This window comes from Bacillus sp. ok061 (assembly GCF_900108285.1).
GTDB lineage: Bacteria > Bacillota > Bacilli > Bacillales > Bacillaceae_G > Bacillus_A > Bacillus_A thuringiensis_S.
On record NZ_FNUW01000001.1, the window covers coordinates 452,345 to 476,468 of the forward strand.

The window sequence follows — 24,124 nt, forward strand, 5'->3', positions numbered from 1 at the left end:
TAAAAATCAGTGAAATTAAGAGGGTGTGAACGTGCCACAGTTTTTCTTAAACAAAAGATTAATTGTTTTGTTAGTTAGTATTATTCTTCTCGTGGCATTGATTGGAATCTCATTGAAAGAACGGAACAGTTTAACATGGCCAGAGCAGTTTGTTAAAGATACTGTCGGTGTTGTAGAACGTGTATTCCAAAAGCCAGCGAAATACGTAGCTGGATTCTTCGAAAATGTAGAGGATGTAAAGCGCACGTATGAAGAGAATAAAGAATTAAAAGCAAAATTAGATAATTATGCAGGTCTATCAGGTAAAGTAAAACAATTAGAAGATGATAACAAGAAGTTACAAGAGTTAACTGGAAAAAAAGAGTTGCTGAGCGATTATACTGAGATTCCAGCTACTGTTGTTTCTCGTAGTTCAGATAAATGGTACGATTTAATTGGAATTGATAAAGGGGCACAGCAAGGAATTAAAAAAGATATGGCTGTTATGACTTCACAAGGTTTAGTTGGACGTGTGAAAAGTGTATCTCAGTTTACATCATCAGTAGAGTTATTAAGCTCTATGAGCCGAACAAATCGTGTATCTGCTATTGTACAAGGGCAAGAAAATATCTTTGGTTTAATTGAAGGTTACGACAAAGAAAAACACTTACTTCTTTTCACAAAGATTGGTTCTGATGCAAAAGTAGAAAAAGATCAAATGGTTGTAACATCTGGACTAGGTGATATTTTCCCGAAAGGTCTTGTAATTGGGAAAATCGTTGATGTACAACCAGATGCATACGGCTTAACAAAAACAGCTTATGTAAAACCTGCCGCTGATTTAAATGACGTAGAGCATATTATGGTTGCTAAACGTAAAAAGCCTTCAGCGCCATTAGAATAGGAGGGGGAGAAGAGATGATGAAGATTTTAAAAAGAGCAGCTCTTCCTCTTTTGCTCCTTTTTGTGTTTCTATTTGAAAATATGTTTGCTACCATTGTTCCAACAAATGTGTTTTGGAAAGAGAGTATAGCAGCACCGCATTTCTTTATAATCGTCTTATGTTTTATTACAGTGTATTATAGTCCGGTCCAGGGGATTTATTACGGACTATTATTTGGTTTCTTATTTGATACCGTATACACAGAACTTGTCGGTATATATATTTTTGCTTATCCGATTTTAGCTTATTTAGTTTATAGTGTGATGAAAGTACTGCAATTGAATTTATTTATTGTTGTTTCCATCATATTAGCTAGCGTTGTAGCACTAGAGTATTATGTGTATGGATTTTTAACTTTGTTGGGACGTACTCATATGCCAGCGTATGTCTTTTTCACAGATCGTCTCCTTGCTACTTTATTGTTAAATGCTATTTTCTTGTTGATAGTTTGTTTCCCACTGAGACGATATATATTGCGTCTTTCAAAAGCGATGGAAGAAAAAGAAAAAAGGATTTTCTAATTTTATGTCGAATTGAATCGGTGGGGTGAACTTTAGTGGAAGAAAAAAAGCAACAAAATGTAACGATAAAAGGGACAAAAGATGGGATAACGCTTCATTTAGATGATTGTTGTTCATTCTCTGAATTGTTGATAGAATTAGACGAAAAACTTTCTACACATTACTACGATGGTGATGGACGCTCTTTAATTGAAGTGCATGTGAAAGTAGGAAATCGTTATTTAACAGAAGTCCAACAAGAAGAGATTCGTACGTTAATTCGTAATAAAAAGAATCTTGTTGTGGATTCAATTGAAAGTGATGTTATCACTAAAGCAGAAGCAATAGCTTGGAAAGAAGAAACAGAAATTGTCCCTATTTCCAAAATTGTTCGCTCTGGACAAGTTTTACATGTAAAAGGAAATTTGTTGTTAATTGGAGATGTTAATCCAGGCGGAACGGTTATCGCTGGGGGGAATATTTTTGTTGTAGGATCATTAAGAGGAATTGCACATGCTGGGTATTATGGGGATTCGGATGCTGTAATCGCTGCATCTGTTATGAACCCGATGCAACTTCGAATTAGTGATGTGGCAATGCGGGCTCCGGAAGAGAAAGAAGACGGAGCGGAGGCGGCAGAATGTGCGTATATTAATGAGAACAATCACATTGTTGTCGATCGCCTGCAACTTCTCACTCATCTTAGACCTAATTTAACAAAGTTAGAAAGGGGAATTGTATAGCTGTGGGAGAGGCAATAGTAATTACATCTGGAAAAGGCGGAGTAGGTAAAACTACAACGTCTGCGAACATTGGTACGGCCCTAGCGTTATCTGGAAAGAAAGTGTGCTTAATTGACACAGATATCGGTCTTCGAAATTTAGACGTAGTAATGGGGCTGGAAAATCGTATTGTATTTGATCTTGTTGATGTCGTTGAAGGGCGTTGCCGTTTACCTCAGGCTCTTATTAAAGATAAACGTTTTGATGATCTTTATTTATTACCTGCAGCACAAACGAGTGATAAATCAGCGGTAACACCTGAACAAATGGATGAATTAATACAAGTATTACGTCAAGATTATGATTACATATTAATTGATTGTCCTGCGGGGATTGAGCAGGGATTTAAAAATGCGGTAGCTGGTGCGGATAAAGCAATCGTTGTTACGACGCCAGAAGTATCCTCAATGCGCGATGCGGATCGTATTATTGGGCTTTTAGAAAAAGAGGATATTGAACCACCAAAACTTGTTATTAACCGTGTACGTAGTCATATGCTTCATGAACAGGATATGTTAGATGTTGATGAAATTGTACGTACATTGTCAATCGAGCTTCTTGGTGTTGTCGAAGATGACGATGAAGTTATTCGAGCTACAAATACAGGTGAACCTGTGGCGTTGCAACCAAGCGGAAAAGCAGCGTTGGCTTATCGTAATATTGCAAGACGCTTGTTGGGTGAGAATGTACCATTACAAGCATTTGAACAAGAAAAGGTATCGGTATTTGCAAAGGTAAAAAACTTCTTTGGAATCCGTTAAAAGCACTTCGCACATATGCGAAGTGCTTTCTTTTTTCTTCACACGAATATCTTTCTTTCTTAGCTCATACACATGTACAAACTGTATACAACTGTTTCTATTGAAATTAGCTTACGGAAAGAAAGGAGACAGTATGAAGAATAGACGCGTAGAAGAAATTAAAAAGCGGATTGCGAAAAGGAAGGCCGAGCAAGAAAGGATGGAGGAAGAGCAGTATTTTACCGGAGGAAATTTTGGTAGCGAAACAGTATTTATTGAAGAAGGAGAAAAGGAAATTCACCCTTTATTTCGAAAGGAAGTCTTTTTCTTCAAAGTTTTATTATCAGCAATATTAGTTCTTTCGGTTGCTATTTTATATAAGAATGCCCCGTCTTCGTTCGATGGTGCTAAAGCTGTTACAGAAAAAGTGATGAAAGAGGAATTTCAGTTTGCTACTGTAGCGAAATGGTATGAAAAGCAATTTGGAAAACCGCTTGTATTTTATTCACCGAATGAGAAAAAAGAAGGGAGTATTCAGCAAAAAGATTATGCAATTCCTGCTTCTGGAAAAGTAATGCAAGGGTTTCAAAAAAATGGTCAAGGTGTATTTGTCCAAACAGCTACAAATGCAACAGTTGAGTCAGTGAATGAAGGATTAGTTGTTTTTGCGGGTAAGAAAGAGGAACTTGGAAATACAGTTCAAATTCAACATGCAGATGGTACGGAGTCATGGTATGCAAACTTAAACGATATGTCAGTGAAATTATATGATTACGTTTCAAAGAAACAAAAAATTGGAACGGTGAGTAATGATACAAATGATAAAAATGGAAAGTTTTATTTCGCGATAAAAAAGAATGAAAAATTTATTGATCCGATCCAGGTGATATCATTTGATTAAATATAGGGACGTTTTAACGAAAATTTCCGTGCATCCATTATTTTGGGTTATCATTGTCATTGGTATTTTTACTGCACGTTTTAAAGAATTAATACTGTTATTTTGTATTGTTCTTATTCATGAACTTGGGCATGCTTTTGCAGCAGCGCACTATAATTGGCGTATAAAAAAAATTCAGCTTTTGCCGTTTGGTGGCGTGGCTGAGCTTGAGGAACATGGTAATAAGTCGTTGAAAGAGGAACTTGTTGTCGTAATTGCAGGACCGATTCAACATGTTTGGATGATGCTAGTAGGTTATATATTGTTTGAAGCTGGTTGGCTGAACGCGGATTTATATTATTTCTTTATGTGGAATAATATAATTATTTTAGCGTTTAATTTACTCCCTATTTGGCCGTTAGATGGCGGGAAAGTATTGTTTAATATACTATCATATCGTTTTCCTTATTTACAAGCACATGAAAAGATGATGAAATTGTCATGTGTTTTTTTTGGTGTAATATTAGGATGGCAGTTACTCTGGAATAGCAATAATATTATGATGTGGGTACTACTCATGTTTTTGGCAGTGTCGTTATATCAAGAGTGGAAACAAAGACGGTATGCCTTTATGCGTTTTTTATTAGAACGTTATTATGGGAACAAAAGAGGAATTGAAAAGATTGCACCTATTGAAGTGCAATCAGAAGATCATTTATATAAGATATTCACAAAATTTCGTAGAGGATATAAGCACTCTATTATCGTCCATGGAAAATATAAAGAACATTACACATTAGATGAAAATGAACTGCTCTATGCATATTTTACTGAAAAACGAACAACTTCATCAGTTGAAGAATTAATCGGTTAGTGTTGACGATAGCACTAACCTTTTATTATTGTAAAAGCAAAGAAGATTATAAAGTGAGGAAATAATTTTGAAAACGTTATATGTGAATTACGCTGGATCGGAAAAGCGCGTTGCAATTGAAGAGAAGAAAAAAATTGTTGAGTTTTTATGGAAACGTAATGAAGAGCAAGAGATTGTTGGGCATATTTATGCCGGACGTATCGTAAGAACAATCGCTGGAATGAACGCAGCATTTGTAAACATCGGTTTAGAAAAACATGCGTATCTTTCATACGATGATGTACCATCTTGTTATCGTATACATGAAGGGCAAGCGATTCTCGTACAAGTTGTGAAAGAGGCAATTGATACGAAAGGGCCTAAATTGACAGCGAATATAGAATTTACCGGGAAATATGTCGTTTATATGCCGTTTGATGAGATGCGCGCTGTTTCTCGGAAAATAAAAAATAATAAAAGAAGACAACAGTTACTCCAAATTGAGGTAGAAGGAACGGGGGGGTACATTTTCCGCTCTGCTTCTGAAAAAGGAGCGATTGAAGAAATACAAGCTGAAATGCAAATGTTACAGCAGTTATATGAAGAGCTACAAAGAAAAGAGGGCCAAGGAAAGGCGCCGTTATTACTTCATCGACCGGCCACCTTTTTAGATCGTGTATTCCAAGAGAATCCGATTGAAACAATTGAAAAAGTAGTTGTAGATACAAGAAGTATAGTAAAAGAATTAGAGGAAAAGATTGGAAAAGAAAAAGTATCTTTTTATAATGAAAAATCTTCAATGTTTAACCATTTTGGAATAGAGCGTGAAATCGAGAAAGCACTTCAAAAAATTGTATGGCTCCCGAATGGTGCTTATTTAATTGTGGAACAAATGGAGACGATGACTGTAATTGATGTGAATACGGGCAAGTTTACTGGAAAACAGAATTTACAAGATACAGTCCTTCGTACAAATGAAGTGGCAGCTGAAGAGATTGCACGTCAATTAAGACTGCGTGATATCGGTGGTATGATATTAATTGATTTTATTAATATGAAAAGAAGAGAAGATAAAGAAATGGTAAGAGAATGTCTCATGGCTGCTATGCAAAATGATCGCACATATACAAGAGTGCTTGGGTTTACAGAGTTAGGGATTTTAGAGATGACACGTAAACGTAAGAAACATTCTTTACGCGACGTATTACTAGAAGAATGTGTACCGTGCAAAGCGACGGGGTATGTGATGTCATATGAGACAATTGCGTATGAGTTAGAGAGAGAGCTAATTACATATGGCAATATAGAGGATGAGGCAGTATTAATCGCTGCACCTAAAGACTTGCAAAAACAATTTTTGCAAAAAGAATTACAAAAAAATATTCCATTTGAAATTTATTTCAAAGATGATATGATCGAAAAGTATGCAATTGTCCGTTTTGGAAGTAAAACAGAAATTGTAGAGCGGAAAAAATAGTTAGCAGAACATTTATTGACAACCGTCTATGATTCATGATAACATCTTTATGTTATAGTTTATAGCACCTAAACGGCTATATGCTACAACCGCACAAGACAGGTTCCCTAAAGGCATATATGTCTACCTCGTTTTTGGCGAGTCTTAGTAATTAAGAGGAGGTGCAAGTATGTACGCAATTATCGAAACAGGTGGAAAACAAATTAAAGTTGAAGCTGGTCAAGCAATCTACATTGAAAAATTAGATGTTGAAGCTGGTGAAACTGTTACTTTTGACAAAGTTCTTTTCGTTGGTGGCGAAAACGTTAAAGTTGGTAGCCCAGTTGTAGAAGGTGCAACAGTTACTGCGAAAGTTGAAAAACAAGGTCGCGCTAAGAAAATTATCGTTTTCAAATACAAAGCGAAAAAGAACAATCGTAAGAAACAAGGTCATCGTCAACCTTACACTAAGCTAGTTGTTGAAGCTATCAACGCTTAATCCAGGTTAACATGATTAAAATTACGATAAGTCGCACGAAATTAGGAAGTATCCAATCATTTAAAATGACTGGACATGCCGATTATGCGCCACATGGACAAGACCTTGTCTGTGCTGGAACTACAGCGGTTGTGTTTGGTTCTATAAATGCAGTGGAAGAACTTTGTAATGTGCAGGCAACTATTGAACTCGGAAGTGATGGCGGATTCTTAACGTATGAATTGCCTAATGATTTAGACGTTCATACAGTAGAAAAAGCACAGATACTTTTGGAAGGATTGGTTGTTTCGCTTAAGACGATCGAACTTGATTACGGAAAGTATATCCGTTTAATAGAAAAAGTGCAGGAGGTGTAACGTATGTTAAGATTAGATCTTCAGTTTTTCGCATCTAAGAAAGGTGTAGGTAGTACAAAGAACGGTCGTGACTCTCAGTCAAAACGTCTTGGTGCTAAACGCGCAGATGGTCAAACGGTTTCAGGTGGTTCAATTCTTTACCGTCAACGCGGTACAAAAATTTATCCAGGTGTTAACGTTGGTCGTGGTGGCGATGACACTTTATACGCGAAAGTTGACGGCGTAGTACGCTTTGAGCGTCTTGGCCGTGACCGCAAACAAGTGAGCGTATATCCTGTTGCTCAAGAAGCATAAGAACTCACGGAAAACTCTAACCTGAGTGCAGGTTAGAGTTTTTCTATATTAAGGGGTATCTAAATGAATGAAAAATGGACAATTATAGATGCATTGCGCCATTCAAGACATGATTGGCTCAATCGTATGCAGATGGTGAAAGGAAACCTTTCCCTTGGAAAAGTGGAAGAAATTCATAGTCTCATCGATCGTTTTGTCCAAGAAGCGAGACAAGAATCCAATCTGATGGGGCTATCAATGCCTTTATTTTCAGAGTGGATTTTAACATATAATTGGAAACAGCAGCCGTGCTTATTGGAGTACGAAGTATTAGGGAAATTACATAACTTATCTCACTTAGATGAGACTGTATGTACATGGACGAATCAATTTTTCTCGATGCTTCAGCATAGTTTAGACGTATATGTTGAAAATTATGTTTGTATCACAATTGAATGTGACGCGGATAATGCTCGTTTCTTTTTTGATTTTCGTGGTAAGCTAACGAGTGTAGAAGAACTACAGAATTGGCTTGCGACCCAAAACAATAAATGGTATTCCATTTCTTATACAGTGCGAGACGAAGAAGTCTCAGTTATATTACAACCAATTGAAAAAGTGTGGTGAAATAATGTTTGTAGATCAGGTCAAGATATATGTAAAAGGCGGCGACGGTGGTAACGGTATGGTTGCGTATCGTCGTGAGAAGTATGTTCCTAAAGGTGGCCCAGCAGGTGGCGACGGCGGTAAAGGTGCAGATGTTGTTTTCGTAGTTGAGGAAGGCTTACGTACATTAATGGACTTCCGCTACCAACGTCATTTCAAAGCTGATCGCGGTCAGCACGGAATGAGTAAAGGTCAGCACGGACGTAAATCTGAAGATTTAATCGTAAAGGTTCCACCAGGAACAATAGTAAAAGATGAAAAAACTGGTCAAATTCTTGCCGATTTAGTAACGCATGAACAAACTGCTGTAATCGCAAGAGGTGGCCGTGGTGGCCGTGGTAACTCACGTTTCGCAACAGCTACGAACCCAGCACCAGAAATCGCTGAGAACGGAGAACCAGGTCAAGAACGTGATGTCATTCTAGAACTTAAAGTACTAGCAGATGTTGGACTTGTTGGATTCCCAAGTGTAGGTAAATCTACATTATTATCTGTTGTATCATCAGCACGTCCGAAAATTGCAGAGTATCACTTTACAACAATCGTTCCGAATCTTGGTGTTGTTGAAACTGGTGATAACCGCAGCTTCGTGATGGCTGACCTTCCTGGACTAATTGAAGGCGCACATGCTGGCGTTGGACTTGGACACCAATTCTTACGTCATATCGAGCGTACACGTGTAATTGTACATGTTATTGATATGTCTGGTTTAGAAGGCCGTGAGCCATATGAAGATTATGTTACAATTAATAATGAATTAAAAGAATACAATATGCGTTTAACAGAGCGTCCACAAGTTGTTGTAGCAAACAAAATGGATATGCCAGATGCAGAAGAGAACTTACAAGCATTTAAAGAGAAAGTGGGAGACGAAGTAAAAATCTTCCCAATTTCAGCTGTAACGAAACAAGGTGTTCGTGATTTACTATTTGAAGTAGCGAACTTATTAGAAACAACACCAGAATTCCCAATGTACGATGTTGTCGAAGAGTCTGAAGCAAGTGTAATGTATAAATTTGATGCTGAAAGTCTTAAATTTGAAATTACACGTGAAAGTGACGGCACATTTGTTATTTCTGGTTACGATATCGAGAAGACATTCAAAATGACAGACTTCTCACGTGATGAATCTATACGTCGTTTCGCTCGCCAAATGCGCGGAATGGGTATTGATGAAGCGCTTCGTGCACGTGGTGCAAAAGACGGAGATATTGTAAAAATTCTTGAATATGAATTTGAATTTATCGACTAAGACTGCCGAAATATGGCAGTCTTTTTTTTATCCCACTATTTGCCCGTAGAACCTCCACTGATTAAAGTATCACTTTATATTGCAATAGTTAGATTATTATAGGAAAAAATCCCCACTAAATAAATTTTCAATTTATAATGGAAAAAGGAGTAAATGTAGAAGAATTCTTTTATGGGGAGAAAAAGAGCATGTATAAAATATTAATTGTAGAAGATGATGAGAAAATCGCGGGAATATTAGAGGAGCATTTAGAAAGGTATGGCTATCAATCATTTAGAGTAAGTGATTTATGTCATATAAAAGATGAGTTTGTAAAAGTAAATCCTCATCTCGTGTTACTTGATATTAATTTACCGTACTTTGACGGTTTTTATTGGTGTCGTCAAATTCGTACTATATCGAATGCGCCGATTATTTTTGTTTCTGCAAGAACAGGGGAAATGAATCAAGTAATGGCGATTGAAAACGGCGGCGATGATTATATTACGAAGCCATTCCATTTAGATATCGTAATGGCAAAGGTGAAGAGTGCGCTTCGCCGTGGTTATGGAGAGTATGCTTCTGCTGCTGAGAGTGATTGTTTAGGTGTAAATGGACTGTTGTTATTCCCGTCCCAGCATATTGTTGAGTGGCAGGGACAACAAACTGAACTGACAAAAAATGAGTTTTACTTATTAGAATGTTTAATGAAACAGGTGAATCAGTATGTAACGCGCGAAGAACTGTTAGAAGCTCTATGGGATGAAGTAGCATTTGTGGATGATAATACATTAACCGTAAATGTAAAACGTGTAAGGAAGAAACTAGAGGAGTTAGGCATTAAAAATGCAATTGTAACGAAACGTGGATATGGTTATGCGCTTCTTACGGAGTGGGGCGAAGGGCATGAAGGTTAAAAATTACCTCGTGGATCGCTTTCCTTTAATTCTTTCTTATATTGTTAGCCTTTGTTTATTTGGGCTCGTTTTGCAGTTGCAAAGTCTTTTAGAAAAGAAATCCATTGATTGGAGTACGTGGTTATATGGACTTTTATTAGGAACAGTTGTGTTTACTGTATACCTCATTTACGATTATCGAAAACGGAGTGTGTATTTAAAGAGGATCGAAAAGTATGTTACTGGCGGAAATACATTACATGACTCTTTACTTATTGATGAATCTTATACATCAGAGCAAGAAATGGTCGTTGAATCTTTTACGTTATTAAGACAGCAATATATGAATGAAATTCATAAACAGCATGCGAAAGAGCAACAGCAAATGATATTTATGAACCAATGGATTCACCAAATGAAAACACCAGTATCTGTTATTGAATTATTGTTGCAGAAGTTTGGCAAAGAGCATCGTGAGGCAAGAGTAACAGTTGAAAGTATCCGTGAAGAAAATAACCGTATACTAAATGGGTTAGATTTAGCGTTACATATGGCAAGACTAGAGCAGTTTGCGAAAGATTATAAGGTAGAAGTAGTAAATGTTATAGATATCGTGCGAGGTATTATTAATGAAAACCGAAAATCCTTCATTCAATCGTCTGTATTCCCGAAAGTGATGTTTGAAGAAGATACTTGTATGGTTGCATCTGATAGAAAATGGCTGAGCGTTGCTATAGGTCAAATTGTTGTAAACGCAATCAAGTATACCAAAATTTCAGCGGTAGAGAAAAAAGAAATTCAATTTCAAATTGAAGAGAAAGATCAAAAGGTGTTATTACATATTAAGGACAATGGAATTGGTATTCCAGAGCAAGACGTAAAGCGCATATTTGACCCATTCTTTACGGGAATAAATGGACGTAAAACGAGAGAAGCGACTGGGATGGGCTTATATATTACGAAGGAAATTTGCGATAATTTACATCATGGAATGTATGTTCAATCGGCTGAAGGAGAAGGGACAACATTCACGTTCCAATTTGCAAAAGATGAAGAATATCATACATTGATGAGAAAAATGACAAAACTGTAAGATAACAAAACGTTTTGTAAGGGAAATCACTCGTTTCTTTTTCTTATTTTTCTTATAGTAAATGTAAGAAGAAAACACATAGGGGGATTAGAAATGAGTGTTCTTGAAGTAAAAGGATTAACGAAGGTGTACCAATCAAAAGGTTCAGTAGCGACGACTGCTTTAAACGATATAAATTTTAAAATAGAAGAAGGCGAATTTGTAGGGATTATGGGTCCTTCAGGAAGCGGGAAAACGACGCTTTTAAATTTATTAGCAACAATTGATAAGCAAACTTCAGGTCATGTACTTGTAAATGGTGAAGAAATTAATCAAATGCGTGCTGCCAAATTAGCGGAGTTTCGCCGTACACATTTAGGATTCATCTTCCAAGATTTTAACTTACTTGATACGTTATCCATTAAAGAAAACATCATTTTACCACTTGTAATGGCGAAGAAATCTGTAAATGAAATCGATGCGAAAGTACTGGAAATTGCGAAGTTTTTAAACATCGAAGAAATTTTAAATAAAAAAGTATACGAAGTATCAGGCGGACAACAACAACGCGCAGCAGCAGCGAGAGCAATCATTCATGAACCGACGTTAATTTTAGCAGATGAGCCAACTGGAAACTTAGACTCAAAGTCAGCGAAATCGCTAATGGGCGCTCTGCAAGATTTACACGAGCAAAAGAAAGTAACGATTGCAATGGTTACGCACGATCCAGTAGCGGCTAGTTATTGTGAACGTATCCTTTTCATACGCGATGGAGAAATTTTCTCGGAAATACATAAAGGAAGAACGAAACAAGCCTTTTTCCAAGAAATTCTGGACGTACTTGCGATGCTAGGAGGAGAATATCATGAACTTTCGCCAGCTCGCGCTTAATAACGTAAAAGGAAATTGGCGTAACTATAAAGCGTTTCTTATAAGTAGTTGTTTATCGATTGTCGTATTTTTCATGTATGCTTCTTTTATTTATCATCCAGATGTCGTAAGCGGTAATATTAGTATGAGAACGATGATCACAAAAGGATTAGAATCGATGAATTATATTGTGGTCATCTTCTCGGCACTCTTTATTTTATATGCAAATTCAACGTTTTTACGAGCAAGAAAAAAAGAGTTTGGTCTACTAACATTAATAGGCGGAACGAAATCGCAGCTCGGCCGAATGATTATATTAGAGCAACTGATGTTAGGTAGTATTGCAATTGTAGTTGGTATTGGGGTTGGAATGCTTTGTTCAAAATTATTTTTCCAAGCGTTAAGCGTATTATTGAAAATAGATAAGACACTTCCACTCGTTTGGAATAGTAAAGCAGTTTTTATTACAGCTGGTGTATACTTTATTTTATTTTTAATCCTATCATTGTTTAGTGTTTGGACAGTAGGACGCTTGCAAATTATTGATTTATTAAGAGAAGCAAGAAAGCAAAAAGTAGAGCCGTTTGCATTTACATGGTTAAGTGTAGTTGGTATAGGATGTATTATTGCTGCATATGTGCTTAGCTTCCAAGTAACGTTTCTGAATTTCCTCATCCTCTTTTTACCGGTTGTAGGACTGACAATTGGCGGAACGTATTTACTATTTACACAAGGAAGTACAGTCGTATTAAAAGCATTGCAAAAACGAAAACAATCTTTTTATACGTACCCAAATATGTTCGTCCTTAGTAACCTTATTTATAAAATGAAAGATAATGCTCGTTTTCTATTTGTAATTTCTATTATTACGGCGGTTGTATCCTCGGCAGTTGGCACGCTTTACGTATATTTTGAAAATTTGAGTGCGAAAACGGTAGAACTTACACCACACGCTATTTCATATGAGGAAAAGGGGTTAAGTACGCATAGCCTTATTAATGAAGAAAAGGTACAGGAGCTTGTGAAGAGACATGGGTTTGAAGATGCGCGAAAAGTAACCTACGTTAAACTACCGGCAACACAGAAAATAACGTTGTTTAATAGTGAACATGAAGTACCGATGACGATTATTTCAGAAAAAGAATATAATACGGAAGTGCGCAAACAAAAGAGAGAGCAACCTACAGAAGTTCATAATGCACTGGGTAGTGCAACAATGGTTATGGTTGATATGTCAAATGAACTGATGAAGATAGACCGCACGAAACCGTATGAATTTACAATTAACGGACAAAAGCAGTCTGTTCAATTAAATAAGCCAACGCAGTATTCTGTTTTTAATGATAGTGAATATCTCGTTGTAAATGATCAAGATTTTGAGAAATATGCAAAACTCGTACCAGATGAAGAAAAGACGAAATATTACGGTTATTATATTGAGGATTGGAAAAGTACAGAAGATCTTGTATTAGATTTGAAAAATGAAATTGCACCAGAAAAGCAAGGAGAATTGAGAAATTCAGTGTTTGCGTATAAGGATATAAGAGAAGGTGGAGCAATTACAATGTTCATCGGTTTCTTCGTAGCGGTACTGTTCTTCTTCTTTGCTTGTAGTATGACATACTTTAAATGGTTTAACGATAAAGAACAAGATCGTATTCAATTTAAATCGTTAAAGAGAATCGGTATGACAGATAAAGAAATTCGCAAAATTGCGATTCGACAAATGGGAGTTATCTTCTTTATCCCAATTTTAATCGGTTCCATTCATAGTGGAGTTGCTCTTCATACGTTAGGGAAAATGCTTTATATTGATTTGTGGAAATCAGGTGCGCTTGTAATTGGAGCATACATTTTAGCTTCTGCTATTTACTTTATGATCGCGCAAAGAGGATATTTAAAACACGTAAAAAGCTAGGGGAATCTCTAGCTTTTTGCCTATGTAGTAAGTTACAGGAGGACGATAGATGAACATTCGGCAACTAGCGCTGCAAAATATAAAAGGAAATTGGCGTAATTATAAAGTGTTTTTCTTAAGTAGTTGTTTTGCAATATTTGCTTCTTTTGCATATATGTCTGTCATTGTACATCCGTATATGCAAGAGACGATATGGTATCAAAACGTACGCTGGGGACTTATCATATGTAATGTTATAATCATTTCTTTTTTCGTCATATTTATTTTGTACTCTACCTCTATTTTCATAGAAGCACGTAAGAAAGAATTAGGGTTATATATGTTAATGGGAGCAACGAAGTCTAACGTAATAGGAGTGATTATGACCGAGCAAATTTTAATCGGGGTCTTCGCGAATATTTTCGGTATTGGGCTTGGTATGATATTTTTAAAACTCTTTTTTATGGTATTTAGTATGTTACTTCGACTTCCGAAAGAACTTCCTGTTATATTTGACGTAAGTGCGATTGGTGTAACATTTATTACATATATGGTCGTTTTTATTCTGTTATCTTTTATAAGTGCTTTACGTATATGGAATATAAAAATCATTCGGTTATTGAAAGAATTTCGAACAGATAAAAAAGAGAAGAAAACATCCAAGTGGCTTTGTATATTCGGCTTTATTTGTTTAGGGATAGGATATGCGTTAGCGCTACAAGTGACGATGGCTACGATAGCAATATACTTTTTCCCTGTGTCTATACTTGTCTTTTTTGGAACGTATTTTTCTTTCGCGCATGGTGCTACCCAAGTGTTAGAGATGATAAAGCGAAATAAAAAGATTATGTATACATATCCGTATTTATTTATAGTGAATCAATTGTCACATCGAATGAAGGAAAATGGTCGCTTTTTCTTTCTGATGTCTATGGCAACGACGTTTGTAGTTACGGCAACAGGTACGGTGTTCTTGTATTTTTCTAGCATGCAAGATATGTGGCGAACTGGAGGGGTACACTCGTTTTCGTACATAGAAAAAGGTATTTCTACTTATGAAGTCTTTGAAGAAGGTGCGGTTGAAAAATTACTGAATCAATATGGGTATGATGATTTTCAATATATGAGTTTTGTTGGAGTGTATGCATCCTTTCAGTCTAATAAAGGAGAAACAACAATAGCACCGCTTATAAAAGAAAGTGATTATAACCAAGAAGCGAGGAAACAAAAACAGAAAACATATCATCCTAAAAAAGGTACAGTGACACTCGTTTATTATAATAAATACAATAATTCGAATGTATATAATCAAAAAGAGATTCAATTGCAAGTAATGAATCAACCATATCAATTCGTATTTAACGGTCAGAAAGAAGGGGTTCAATTTAACTATCACCCTTCGTACATTAATGGTCTGTTCTTCGTTATGAATGATGAAGACTTTGACAATATAGCAAATAAGGTTCCTGATTCTGAAAAGATGATATATAGAGGCTACACATTATCAAATATCGAAAAGACGAAGAAATTGAATGAAGATTTACGGAAACATATGAAACAAGATAATAATAATGCATTTCGAAGTAATATGGAGTTATATGTAAGTATGAAAGAAGGCGGTGATATTACTCTATTTATGGGCTCGTTTATTAGTATATTATTCTTTCTTACTTCATGTAGTATCGTGTATTTTAAATGGTTCCATAATATTGCATCGGACCGAAAGCAGTATGGTGCACTCTCTAAACTTGGAATGACGAAGGAAGAAGTATGGAAAATTTCTCGTTGGCAATTATGTATGCTATTTTTTGCGCCAATTATAGTAGGGAGTATGCATAGTGCAGTTGCGTTATATACGTTTCATAATACTTTCTTTATGGATGGATCATTAAAAAAAGTAGGTTTGTTCATTCTGTTTTATATCGTAGCATGTATCATTTATTTCTTCTTCGCTCAAAGAGAATATAAGAAACATTTAGACTAGCAAATGCTAGTCTTTTTTTAATATTCGAAATTTACATAGAAGAATATAAAAAAGTATGGTATAACAGTAAGAAAACGAAAAAGAGGGGAAAAGACGATGATTCGAGTAGGATATTTAGGACCAGAAGCAACATTTACAAATATGGCGGTGAGTCGTTTTTTTCCGGAAGCAGATCATGTACCGTATCGAACGATTCCAGATTGTATAGATGCAGCTGCAAATGAAAATGTAGACTTCGCAGTCGTACCGTTAGAAAATGCAATAGAAGGTTCAGTGAATATAACGGTTGATTATCTTGTACATGAGCAGCCGCTTTCCATTGTAGGAGAAATTACAGTACCAATTCAGCAGCATTTACTTGTACATCCGCAGTATGCAGAAGTGTGGGATGAAGTATATGCGGTGCATTCTCATCCGCATGCCATTGCACAGTGCCATAAATTTTTAAATGAAGAATTAAAAGGAGTAACTGTTCGAGATATGACATCCACAAGTGCCGCTGCGCAATATGTGAAAGAACATCCTGAAGAAAAAATTGCCGCTATTGCAAATGAAGCAGCTGCAGAAAAATACGGATTAACGATTGTAAGACGTAGCATTCATACGCATAAAAATAATCATACACGCTTCCTCGTGCTCCATAAGAAAAAGAAAGCGATACTTCCAAATAACGGAGAAAACCGCGGAGAGAAAACGACGCTTATGATAACGTTACCTGCTGATTATGCAGGGGCACTATACCAAGTGCTATCAGCTTTCGCATGGAGGAAATTAAATCTATCAAAAATCGAATCTCGCCCGATGAAAACAGGCCTTGGCAATTATTTTTTCTTAATCGATGTCGATAAAGCATACGATGATGTATTATTACCAGGCGTAACGATGGAACTTGAAGCACTCGGCTTTTCTGTTACTGTGCTGGGGAGTTATTCTTCTTATTGGTTGTAAGATGTAGACGGAATGTTGGTATTTGTCTAATCGTCAATATCATTTCATTGCCTAGTATATTTTTTAATAGATTAATAAAATCCCACCTGCAGAAGGTGGGATTCTTTATTTTAACTTCGCAAGACGATCTTTTAACTGACCACGCCAAATATCAGCTAGTTCTGGAAGAGCAAGAATTTTTTCTATGCCATCTTTATCTTTTCTATTATGAAAATAGATTTCGTTAGAGAACAACACAGAAATATTGCTCGGTTGACGTTCTAGTAATGTAATTTTAGAATCTTTACGTACAGTACCTTCTTGAAGAACACGGCATAGGTAGCCAGTAAATCCAGTTGCTACAATGCGCGGTAAAATGCCAGGAATACCGAGGCGTTTTGAAATAGTGCTACAAGGTACTCTTGCTTGTGTCACTTGAATGATTGCTTCACCTAGTTGATATGTATCTCCGATGCAAACATCACGCTCTAACATATTTGTTACGGTAATGTTTTCGCCAAATGTGGAAGCTGGAAGCGTAGTTTGAAATTCCTCTTCCCATAGTGCGTAATGCTCGTGTGGGTATACACAAACAGCGCGATCAGGACCGCCATGATGTTTTAAATCTGCTACGTCATCGCCGAGGAATCCATCTTTTGAGAGGAAAGCTTCTTCTGTAAGTTCCTTACATATACCAGTAATCATTTCTTTATCTTCGCTATATTTCATTTGTTTCGGTTTGCCAATGCTAAAGTGAACGAGTTCAATTCCCATAAGTGATCTCCTTTACGATTGATTACAATATTATAGCATTAAAAAAGCACAGAGAATTATAAAAACTCTGTGCTTTACATTAATAAACGAGAAATCCTGCTTTATCCAGTGCCTCGCAAGCAGCATCTAACTTTTCTTTAGAATCGGCCTCAATTGTATGTAAGTGAATACCATCTGTTAGTTGCGAAAGGTAAGAAGCATTTGTGTTTTCTATTTTTTGTAAATATTGTTCTACATCAAAGCGATTACTTACCATAATAGATGCTGTTAAATCGCCGTATACAGGATGCTCAACTTTTACGTCTTTAATCGTAACGCCGTGATCAACAAGCATTGTAAGTTCTTGACGTACTTCTGCTGGTTTGTGCTGGCATACGATTACGCGTTCAAAAGCTTGTTGTTTCTCTTGTGGCTTTAAATATAAATAGCCTTGAGCAGTCGCAATAATTGGTTCGTTTCGTGCTTTAAGCAAGGAAATATCTTGCACGATAACTTGCCTACTTACGTTTGTCTTCTTCGATAGTTCATTCCCAGATAACGGCTCATTTGCAGCGAGAAGCCACTGAAGGATAAGCTGTCGTCTTTCTTCACCTAAAATCTTTTTTTGTTCATTTTGTTTCATTATGATTTAACACCTCTATAAAATTGATTTCCAATTGTGTGTAGTGCATGAATAGTAGTATCAATTTGATCTTTCGTTGTTTGTTGTCCGAAAGAGAAGCGGACATATTGTTTGGCCTCTTCATACGTTTTTCCAATTGCAAGCATAGTTTTCGAAGGTTCTTGTTTACCGACTTGGCAAGCACTTCCGGTGGAAATGGCAATACCATGACGATTACATTCTAGCATAGTATATTGACCTTCGATTCCTTTTATTGTAACCCCAACAATATGTGGTAAACAAGAAGTAGAATGACCTTCTACTTCAATTTCTAGCGGAAGTGTTTGTATTTGCTCTAAAAAGTAGGATCGTAACTCTTTAAAACGTAAACTTTCTTCCCATTGAGTTTTTAATATATTTTCAGCAGCTGTTAAAAAAGATGCGATGCCGGGAACGTTCACTGTACCTGGGCGAAATCCTTTTTCGTGAGAAGTTCCTGGAAATACTTGTTCCCAGCGAGATTGCGGATTTATGTAGCAAGCGCCGACACCTTTTGGTCCGTATATTTTATGTGCTGAAACAGAAAGACTATCAATCCCCATCTCAAAAACATGGATAGGCAGTTTACCAAACGTTTGCACACAATCCGTATGAAATAAAACATTATATTTTTTCAAAATTGCCCCGATTTCTGTAATGTTTTGAACGGTTCCGATTTCAGAGTTTCCATGCTGTATACTTGCTAGCACAGTATCTTCTGTAATAGATGCCTCTAAATCTACTAAACAAATGAGTCCGCTTTTATCAACAGGAATTTCAGTGATCGTATAGCCTTTTGATTTTAGAGATTGAAAATAACTTCGAATGGATGCATGTTCCATAGGTGTCGTAATAATATGCTTCTTATTTCGGGCATTTAGAAGTGATTGGATCGCAAGATAGTTTGATTCTGAGCCACCGCTTGTGAAGAATACTCCTTGTTCTTTTCCACCAATCATTTCCGCGAATGTTTTTCGGCAAACTTGTAATAAAGAAGAAGCCGTTCCTCCAATGTCATGTAAACTTTGTTCATTTCCGAAGTATTGAGAAGCTGCTTTCATATATGTTTGTAACGCTTCCTCGCTCATAGGTGTAGTAGCTGCATAGTCAAGATATATCATCATGTAAGTTCCTCTCTCTAGTAAGAGTTACATTTCTTTTACTTTTTAAATGGTAGTGAAAATAAGAATTATAAAAAAACTCTTGTCATTATTTTAAAACTATGTAAATATAGGTGTCAAGACAGTTGAAAAGTGTAAAGTAGGAGGCAACAATTATGCCAAGTGCAGATGTCTTAATTATTGGAAGTGGCGTTGCGGCACTTCGTGTTGCAAAAGAGATTTGTCACGAAAAGAATGTGATTATTATCACAAAGGAGACGAAACGTAATAATAATACACATTTAGCTCAAGGTGGAATTGCCGCAGCGGTAGCTACATATGACAATCCTAATGATCATTTTGAAGATACGTTAGTAGCAGGGTGTCATTATAATAATGAAGAAGTGGTCCGTTATTTAGTCGAGGAAGGGCCGAAAGAAATTAATAACCTTATTGAAAGAGGAATGAAATTTGATGGAGATGAAACAGGTCCTCATCTTGGAAAAGAAGGAGCGCATCGAAAACGTCGTATTTTACATGCAGGTGGCGATGCAACAGGAAAGAATTTATTAGAGCATCTTATTCAAGAAGTAGCTCCATACGTTACGGTAGTGGAACAGGAAATGGTGCTCGATTTTATTATAGAAAAAGATAAATGTGTTGGGGCTTTAACTCGTAACAATAAAGGAGAACTGAAACGTTACAATGCAGTTTATACGGTGTTAGCTTCAGGCGGTATTGGCGGTTTATACGCCTTTACTTCTAATGATGAGACAATTACAGGCGATGGACTTGCAATGGTGTACCGTGCAGGCGGAGAACTTGTAGATTTAGAGTTTATACAATTTCATCCGACGATGTTATACGCGGGTGGGCGTTGTTCCGGCCTCGTGTCCGAAGCTGTTCGCGGAGAAGGAGCTGTCCTTATAAATGGCAAAGGGCAGCGTTTTATGATGGATATACATTCCGAACAGGATTTAGCGCCTCGTGATGTAGTCGCAAGGGCTATTCATGAACAGCTACTTGCGGGTGAAAAAGTGTACTTAAACATTGAAATGATTCAAAACTTTGAACAACGCTTTCCGACCGTGTCATCGATATGTAAAACAAATGGAGTCGATATAAATAAAAAGCTTATTCCAGTCGTGCCCGGTACTCATTTTCACATGGGCGGCGTGAAAACGAACTGTGATGGAGAGACGTCTATTCCGAACCTATACGCAGTCGGTGAAGTAGCTTGTAATGGGGTTCATGGTGCAAATAGATTAGCGAGTAATTCATTATTAGAAGGTCTTGTGTTTGGAAAAAGAATCGGACGACACATTTTATCTAGAGAGACAAAAGAAAAGGTGAACATGCTAGCCGAAAAGGAAGCGAAGTTTATCGTTCTGAATCATTTACCGACGAAAGAAGAAATACAAAAATGCATGATGAAATATGTTGGGATTGTGCGAACAGAGCAAAGTTTATCTTATGCGAAGAGATGGCTTAGTAAGTACGGTGTTCGAAATATGATATTACAACATGATGTTCTTACGAATGAAGAGATAACACTTATTAATATGTTAACGGTTTGTGAGCTTATAGTTGTGTCAGCCCTGCAAAGAGAAGAAAGTATTGGTGGGCATTACCGGAGTGATTATCCAGATAGAAATGTAGGAAAGAAAGAGATTGTTCGAGTAAAGAGAAAACTACAACTTGTGTGATGAGGGGAAGAGGGGCTTTATGAACACGATAAAAGTGAAAGAAGCATTAAATCGATTTTTTTTAGAAGATATAGGAGAAAGAGATGTAACATCTCAGCTTATTTTTCCAGATAACTTGCTTTCAAAAGGAACGTTTCTTTCGAAGGATACAGGGGTCTTTGCAGGACGTTTAGTAATTGAATCGGGATTTAAATTAATTGATGAGAGAATTGAAGTAGAGCTTCATAAAAAAGATGGGGATCTTGTAGAAAAAGGCGAAATCATTGCAACTGTGCAAGGTCCAATTGCATCGTTATTAACAGCAGAGCGCGTTATATTAAATGTTATCCAGCGTATGAGCGGAATAGCGACGATGACGCGTAAAGCGGTTCTTGCTTTAGATAGCAGCCATACACGTATTTGTGATACGCGAAAAACAATGCCGGGGCTACGTATGTTTGATAAGTATGCAGTCGTGTGCGGAGGAGGATTTAATCACCGTTTCGGTTTATATGATGGTGTCATGATCAAAGACAATCATATTGCCTTTGCTGGTTCTATTACGAAAGCTGTTACATCGCTGAAAGAAAAATTAGGACATATGGTGAAAGTAGAAGTGGAAACAGAAACGGAGGAGCAAGTGAGAGAGGCTGTAGCGGCTGGTGCGGATATTATTATGTTTGATAACCGTACGCCAGATGAGATTAGAGAGTTTTCAAAGATTGTACCAAGTGCCATCGTTACGGAAGCATCAGGAGGCATTACAATTGAAGATTTATCGAAATACGGAAAAACAGGGGTAGATTATATTTCACTTGGAGCGTTAACACATTCAGTGAAAGCACTTGATATTAGTTTCAATATTGAAGGGTAAGGAAAGTCGCTTAGAGGGGGAGAAAGGAATATGAGTATTTTAGAAAAAGTGCAACCAATTGAAACGATGTTACCGGAGCGTTATCACAAGATGTCAAAAGAAGATATGGAAAAGCGTGTTCATGAAATTAAAGAAAAAATGGGGAAAATGTTATTCATTCCAGGACATCATTACCAAAAAGATGAAGTGGTACAATTTTCAGATGCAGCAGGGGATTCACTTCAGCTTGCGCAAGTTGCAGCGAGCAATAAAGACGCAAAGTATATTGTGTTTTGCGGGGTGCACTTTATGGCGGAAACAGCAGATATGTTAACGACAGATGATCAAATCGTTATTTTGCCAGATATGCGTGCAGGATGTTCGATGGCAGATATGGCAGATATTGAACAAACAGAAAGAGCGTGGAAAGAGCTCACGAAATTATTTGGAGATACGATGATTCCGTTAACGTATGTGAACTCTACAGCTGCAATTAAAGCGTTTTGTGGTCGTAACGGAGGAGCAACAGTAACTTCTTCTAATGCAAAGCAAATGGTATCTTGGGCGTTTACACAAAAAGAACGTCTCGTCTTTTTACCGGATCAACATTTAGGAAGAAATACAGCGTACGACTTAGGTATCGCGTTAGATAAAATGGCAGTATGGGATCCGCATACTGATTCTTTAGAGTACGATGGAGATATAGAAGAAATTCAAGTGATTTTATGGAAAGGTCATTGTTCAGTTCATCAAAACTTTACAGTGAAAAACATAGAGAATGTACGAAAAAATCATCCGGATATGAATATTATTGTACATCCAGAATGTTGCTATGAAGTTGTAGCTGCTTCAGATTATGCAGGGTCAACGAAATATATTATTGATATGATTGAATCAGCGCCATCTGGTAGCAAATGGGCGATTGGTACAGAAATGAATTTAGTGAATCGAATTATTCAGCAACATCCAGATAAAGAAATTGTTTCGCTTAATCCATTTATGTGTCCATGTTTAACGATGAACCGAATTGATCTGCCTCACTTATTATGGGCACTTGAAACGATAGAAAGAGGAGAAGAAATTAATGTTATTAGTGTAGATAAACAAGTAACGGCAGAAGCGGTTCTTGCATTAAATCGTATGTTAGAGCGTGTGTAAAGCAACGGTATTCCCGTTGCTTTTTTTCATGCACATAATCATAACGAGAACGAAATGGGCATACATTGTTGTGAAGAAATCATTGCGATTTTTTTATGCTTATTCCACTTCAAATGATATTGAAAATCGAAGAAGTGATGAAAGTGAAAAGAAGTTAACGTTATTTAGAAAGAGTTACTTCATGAGATTTGTTACTTATAGATAAGTTATACAGGAGGGGGAAAATTTGAAAATTCATATCGTGCAAAAAGGGGATACCCTTTGGAAAATTGCGAAAAAGTACGGAGTGGATTTTGATACACTGAAACAAACAAATACACAACTTAGTAATCCTGATCTAATCATGCCAGGTATGAAAATTAAAGTGCCATCAAAGAGTGTTCATATGAAACAACAGGCTGGAGCAGGCTCAGCGCCTCCAAAGCAATACGTAAAAGAAGTGCAGCAAAAAGAATTTGCAGCAACACCAACTCCGCTTGGAATAGAAGATGAAGAAGAAGTTACGTATCAATCAGCACCAATTACACAGCAGCCAGCTATGCAACAAACACAAAAAGAAGTGCAAGTAAAACCGCAGAAGGAGATGCAAGTAAAGCCGCAAAAAGAAGTACAGGTGAAGCCACAGAAGGAGATGCAGGTAAAGCCGCAGAAAGAGGTGCAAAAAGAACAGCCAATTCAAAAAGAAAAACCAGTTGAAAAACCGTCTGTTATTCAAAAACCACCTGTGATAGAAAAACAAAAACCGGCGGAAAAAGAAAACACGAAGTTTTCGGTAAATGTATTACCGCAGCCGCCACAACCACCAATAAAACCCAAAAAAGAATATAAAATTTCAGATGTAATAAAAAAAGGAAGCGAGTTAATTGCTCCTCAAATTAGTAAAATGAAACCTAACAATATCATTTCTCCGCAAACGAAAAAAAACAATATAATATCGCCGCAAGTGAAGAAAGAGAATGTAGGGAATATAATATCGCCGCAAGTGAAGAAAGAGAATGTAGGGAATATAATATCGCCGCAAGTGAAAAAAGAAAATGTAGGGAATATAGTGTCACCGCAAGTGAAGAAAGAAAATGTAGGGAATATAGTGTCACCACAAGTGAAGAAAGA

The 24,124-nt window shown here is 36.8% G+C and carries 24 protein-coding genes, 1 pseudogene and 1 other annotated feature; of the genes and pseudogenes, 22 read left to right on the plus strand and 3 right to left on the minus strand.

What is annotated here, in order from left to right:
* Window positions 1-31 precede the first annotated feature (31 nt).
* The 18 genes from mreC (at window position 32) to pheA (ending at window position 16,825) form a co-directional block, all read left to right on the plus strand.
* A complete protein-coding gene (gene mreC, locus C4S65_RS02510) occupies window positions 32-883 on the plus strand; it encodes a rod shape-determining protein MreC (protein WP_001135484.1) in 852 nt (283 codons plus the stop codon).
* A gap of 14 nt (window positions 884-897) precedes the next feature.
* Window positions 898-1,443 carry a rod shape-determining protein MreD gene (gene mreD, locus C4S65_RS02515; protein ID WP_000975762.1) on the plus strand — a complete coding sequence of 182 codons (546 nt, stop codon included), beginning with the start codon at window positions 898-900 and terminating at the stop codon, window positions 1,441-1,443.
* Window positions 1,444-1,478: 35 nt separating this feature from the next.
* The gene (minC, locus tag C4S65_RS02520; RefSeq protein WP_000391512.1) at window positions 1,479-2,165 is read left to right on the plus strand and encodes a septum site-determining protein MinC; all 687 of its coding nucleotides are present in this window, start codon (window positions 1,479-1,481) and stop codon (window positions 2,163-2,165) included.
* Window positions 2,166-2,167: 2 nt separating this feature from the next.
* The gene (gene minD / locus C4S65_RS02525; protein WP_000503309.1) at window positions 2,168-2,965 is read left to right on the plus strand and encodes a septum site-determining protein MinD; all 798 of its coding nucleotides are present in this window, start codon (window positions 2,168-2,170) and stop codon (window positions 2,963-2,965) included.
* A 133-nt stretch (window positions 2,966-3,098) separates the two neighbouring features.
* Window positions 3,099-3,845 (plus strand): stage IV sporulation protein SpoIVFA, encoded by a 747-nt coding sequence (spoIVFA, locus tag C4S65_RS02530; protein WP_000797476.1) that lies wholly within the window; start codon window positions 3,099-3,101, stop codon window positions 3,843-3,845.
* Window positions 3,838-4,698 (plus strand): stage IV sporulation intramembrane metalloprotease SpoIVFB, encoded by an 861-nt coding sequence (spoIVFB, locus tag C4S65_RS02535; protein ID WP_000599045.1) that lies wholly within the window; start codon window positions 3,838-3,840, stop codon window positions 4,696-4,698. The genes spoIVFA and spoIVFB overlap by 8 nt, the downstream gene beginning before the upstream one ends.
* A 67-nt stretch (window positions 4,699-4,765) precedes the next feature.
* Complete coding sequence (locus C4S65_RS02540) at window positions 4,766-6,154, plus strand: Rne/Rng family ribonuclease (RefSeq protein WP_061666258.1); 1,389 nt, start codon at window positions 4,766-4,768, stop codon at window positions 6,152-6,154.
* Window positions 6,155-6,231: 77 nt separating this feature from the next.
* Window positions 6,232-6,309 (plus strand) — a sequence feature (ribosomal protein L21 leader region).
* Between the two features lie 14 nt (window positions 6,310-6,323).
* A complete protein-coding gene (gene rplU / locus C4S65_RS02545; RefSeq protein ID WP_000270907.1) occupies window positions 6,324-6,632 on the plus strand; it encodes a 50S ribosomal protein L21 in 309 nt (102 codons plus the stop codon).
* Window positions 6,633-6,643: 11 nt separating this feature from the next.
* Complete coding sequence (locus C4S65_RS02550; protein ID WP_002082112.1) at window positions 6,644-6,988, plus strand: ribosomal-processing cysteine protease Prp; 345 nt, start codon at window positions 6,644-6,646, stop codon at window positions 6,986-6,988.
* Between the two features lie 3 nt (window positions 6,989-6,991).
* The gene (gene rpmA, locus C4S65_RS02555) at window positions 6,992-7,282 is read left to right on the plus strand and encodes a 50S ribosomal protein L27 (RefSeq protein WP_000944957.1); all 291 of its coding nucleotides are present in this window, start codon (window positions 6,992-6,994) and stop codon (window positions 7,280-7,282) included.
* A gap of 63 nt (window positions 7,283-7,345) precedes the next feature.
* Window positions 7,346-7,888, plus strand: a complete 543-nt coding sequence (locus tag C4S65_RS02560; protein ID WP_001003585.1) for a sporulation initiation phosphotransferase B — start codon at window positions 7,346-7,348, stop codon at window positions 7,886-7,888.
* 4 nt (window positions 7,889-7,892) lie between these two features.
* Complete coding sequence (gene obgE / locus C4S65_RS02565; protein WP_000497121.1) at window positions 7,893-9,179, plus strand: GTPase ObgE; 1,287 nt, start codon at window positions 7,893-7,895, stop codon at window positions 9,177-9,179.
* 188 nt (window positions 9,180-9,367) lie between these two features.
* Window positions 9,368-10,075, plus strand: a complete 708-nt coding sequence (locus tag C4S65_RS02570; RefSeq protein ID WP_086407271.1) for a response regulator transcription factor — start codon at window positions 9,368-9,370, stop codon at window positions 10,073-10,075.
* Window positions 10,065-11,147 (plus strand): HAMP domain-containing histidine kinase, encoded by a 1,083-nt coding sequence (locus tag C4S65_RS02575; protein WP_061666259.1) that lies wholly within the window; start codon window positions 10,065-10,067, stop codon window positions 11,145-11,147. The genes C4S65_RS02570 and C4S65_RS02575 overlap by 11 nt, the downstream gene beginning before the upstream one ends.
* Before the next feature lie 93 nt (window positions 11,148-11,240).
* Window positions 11,241-12,017 carry an ABC transporter ATP-binding protein gene (locus C4S65_RS02580; RefSeq protein ID WP_000114529.1) on the plus strand — a complete coding sequence of 259 codons (777 nt, stop codon included), beginning with the start codon at window positions 11,241-11,243 and terminating at the stop codon, window positions 12,015-12,017.
* Window positions 11,992-13,914: an ABC transporter permease gene (locus C4S65_RS02585; RefSeq protein WP_098838581.1), complete on the plus strand. Its 1,923-nt coding sequence runs from the start codon at window positions 11,992-11,994 to the stop codon at window positions 13,912-13,914. The genes C4S65_RS02580 and C4S65_RS02585 overlap by 26 nt, the downstream gene beginning before the upstream one ends.
* Before the next feature lie 49 nt (window positions 13,915-13,963).
* Entirely contained in the window at window positions 13,964-15,877 is a 1,914-nt protein-coding gene (locus C4S65_RS02590; protein ID WP_001026321.1) for an ABC transporter permease, read from the plus strand.
* Between the two features lie 96 nt (window positions 15,878-15,973).
* A complete protein-coding gene (gene pheA, locus C4S65_RS02595) occupies window positions 15,974-16,825 on the plus strand; it encodes a prephenate dehydratase (RefSeq protein WP_000621693.1) in 852 nt (283 codons plus the stop codon).
* A gap of 105 nt (window positions 16,826-16,930) precedes the next feature.
* On the opposite strand, the gene C4S65_RS02600 is transcribed toward pheA, so the two are convergent.
* From C4S65_RS02600 to C4S65_RS02610, 3 genes are all read right to left on the minus strand, one after another.
* On the minus strand, window positions 16,931-17,578 hold the full coding sequence (locus C4S65_RS02600; protein ID WP_103945126.1) for an MOSC domain-containing protein: 648 nt from the start codon (window positions 17,576-17,578) through the stop codon (window positions 16,931-16,933).
* 79 nt (window positions 17,579-17,657) lie between these two features.
* The gene (locus C4S65_RS02605; RefSeq protein WP_000812272.1) at window positions 17,658-18,200 is read right to left on the minus strand and encodes a transcription repressor NadR; all 543 of its coding nucleotides are present in this window, start codon (window positions 18,198-18,200) and stop codon (window positions 17,658-17,660) included.
* Window positions 18,200-19,342 carry an IscS subfamily cysteine desulfurase gene (locus C4S65_RS02610; protein WP_000973781.1) on the minus strand — a complete coding sequence of 381 codons (1,143 nt, stop codon included), beginning with the start codon at window positions 19,340-19,342 and terminating at the stop codon, window positions 18,200-18,202. The genes C4S65_RS02605 and C4S65_RS02610 overlap by 1 nt, the downstream gene beginning before the upstream one ends.
* A 152-nt stretch (window positions 19,343-19,494) precedes the next feature.
* Between C4S65_RS02610 and nadB the strand changes: the two genes are divergently transcribed.
* The 4 genes and pseudogenes from nadB to exsA form a co-directional block, all read left to right on the plus strand.
* Window positions 19,495-21,024: an L-aspartate oxidase gene (nadB, locus tag C4S65_RS02615; protein ID WP_061666262.1), complete on the plus strand. Its 1,530-nt coding sequence runs from the start codon at window positions 19,495-19,497 to the stop codon at window positions 21,022-21,024.
* Window positions 21,025-21,043: 19 nt separating this feature from the next.
* Window positions 21,044-21,877 carry a carboxylating nicotinate-nucleotide diphosphorylase gene (nadC, locus tag C4S65_RS02620; RefSeq protein WP_001092241.1) on the plus strand — a complete coding sequence of 278 codons (834 nt, stop codon included), beginning with the start codon at window positions 21,044-21,046 and terminating at the stop codon, window positions 21,875-21,877.
* A gap of 30 nt (window positions 21,878-21,907) precedes the next feature.
* The gene (gene nadA, locus C4S65_RS02625) at window positions 21,908-23,014 is read left to right on the plus strand and encodes a quinolinate synthase NadA (RefSeq protein ID WP_061666263.1); all 1,107 of its coding nucleotides are present in this window, start codon (window positions 21,908-21,910) and stop codon (window positions 23,012-23,014) included.
* 226 nt (window positions 23,015-23,240) lie between these two features.
* Window positions 23,241-24,124 (plus strand): annotated as a pseudogene (gene exsA, locus C4S65_RS02630) (spore coat assembly protein ExsA); the annotation flags it as partial.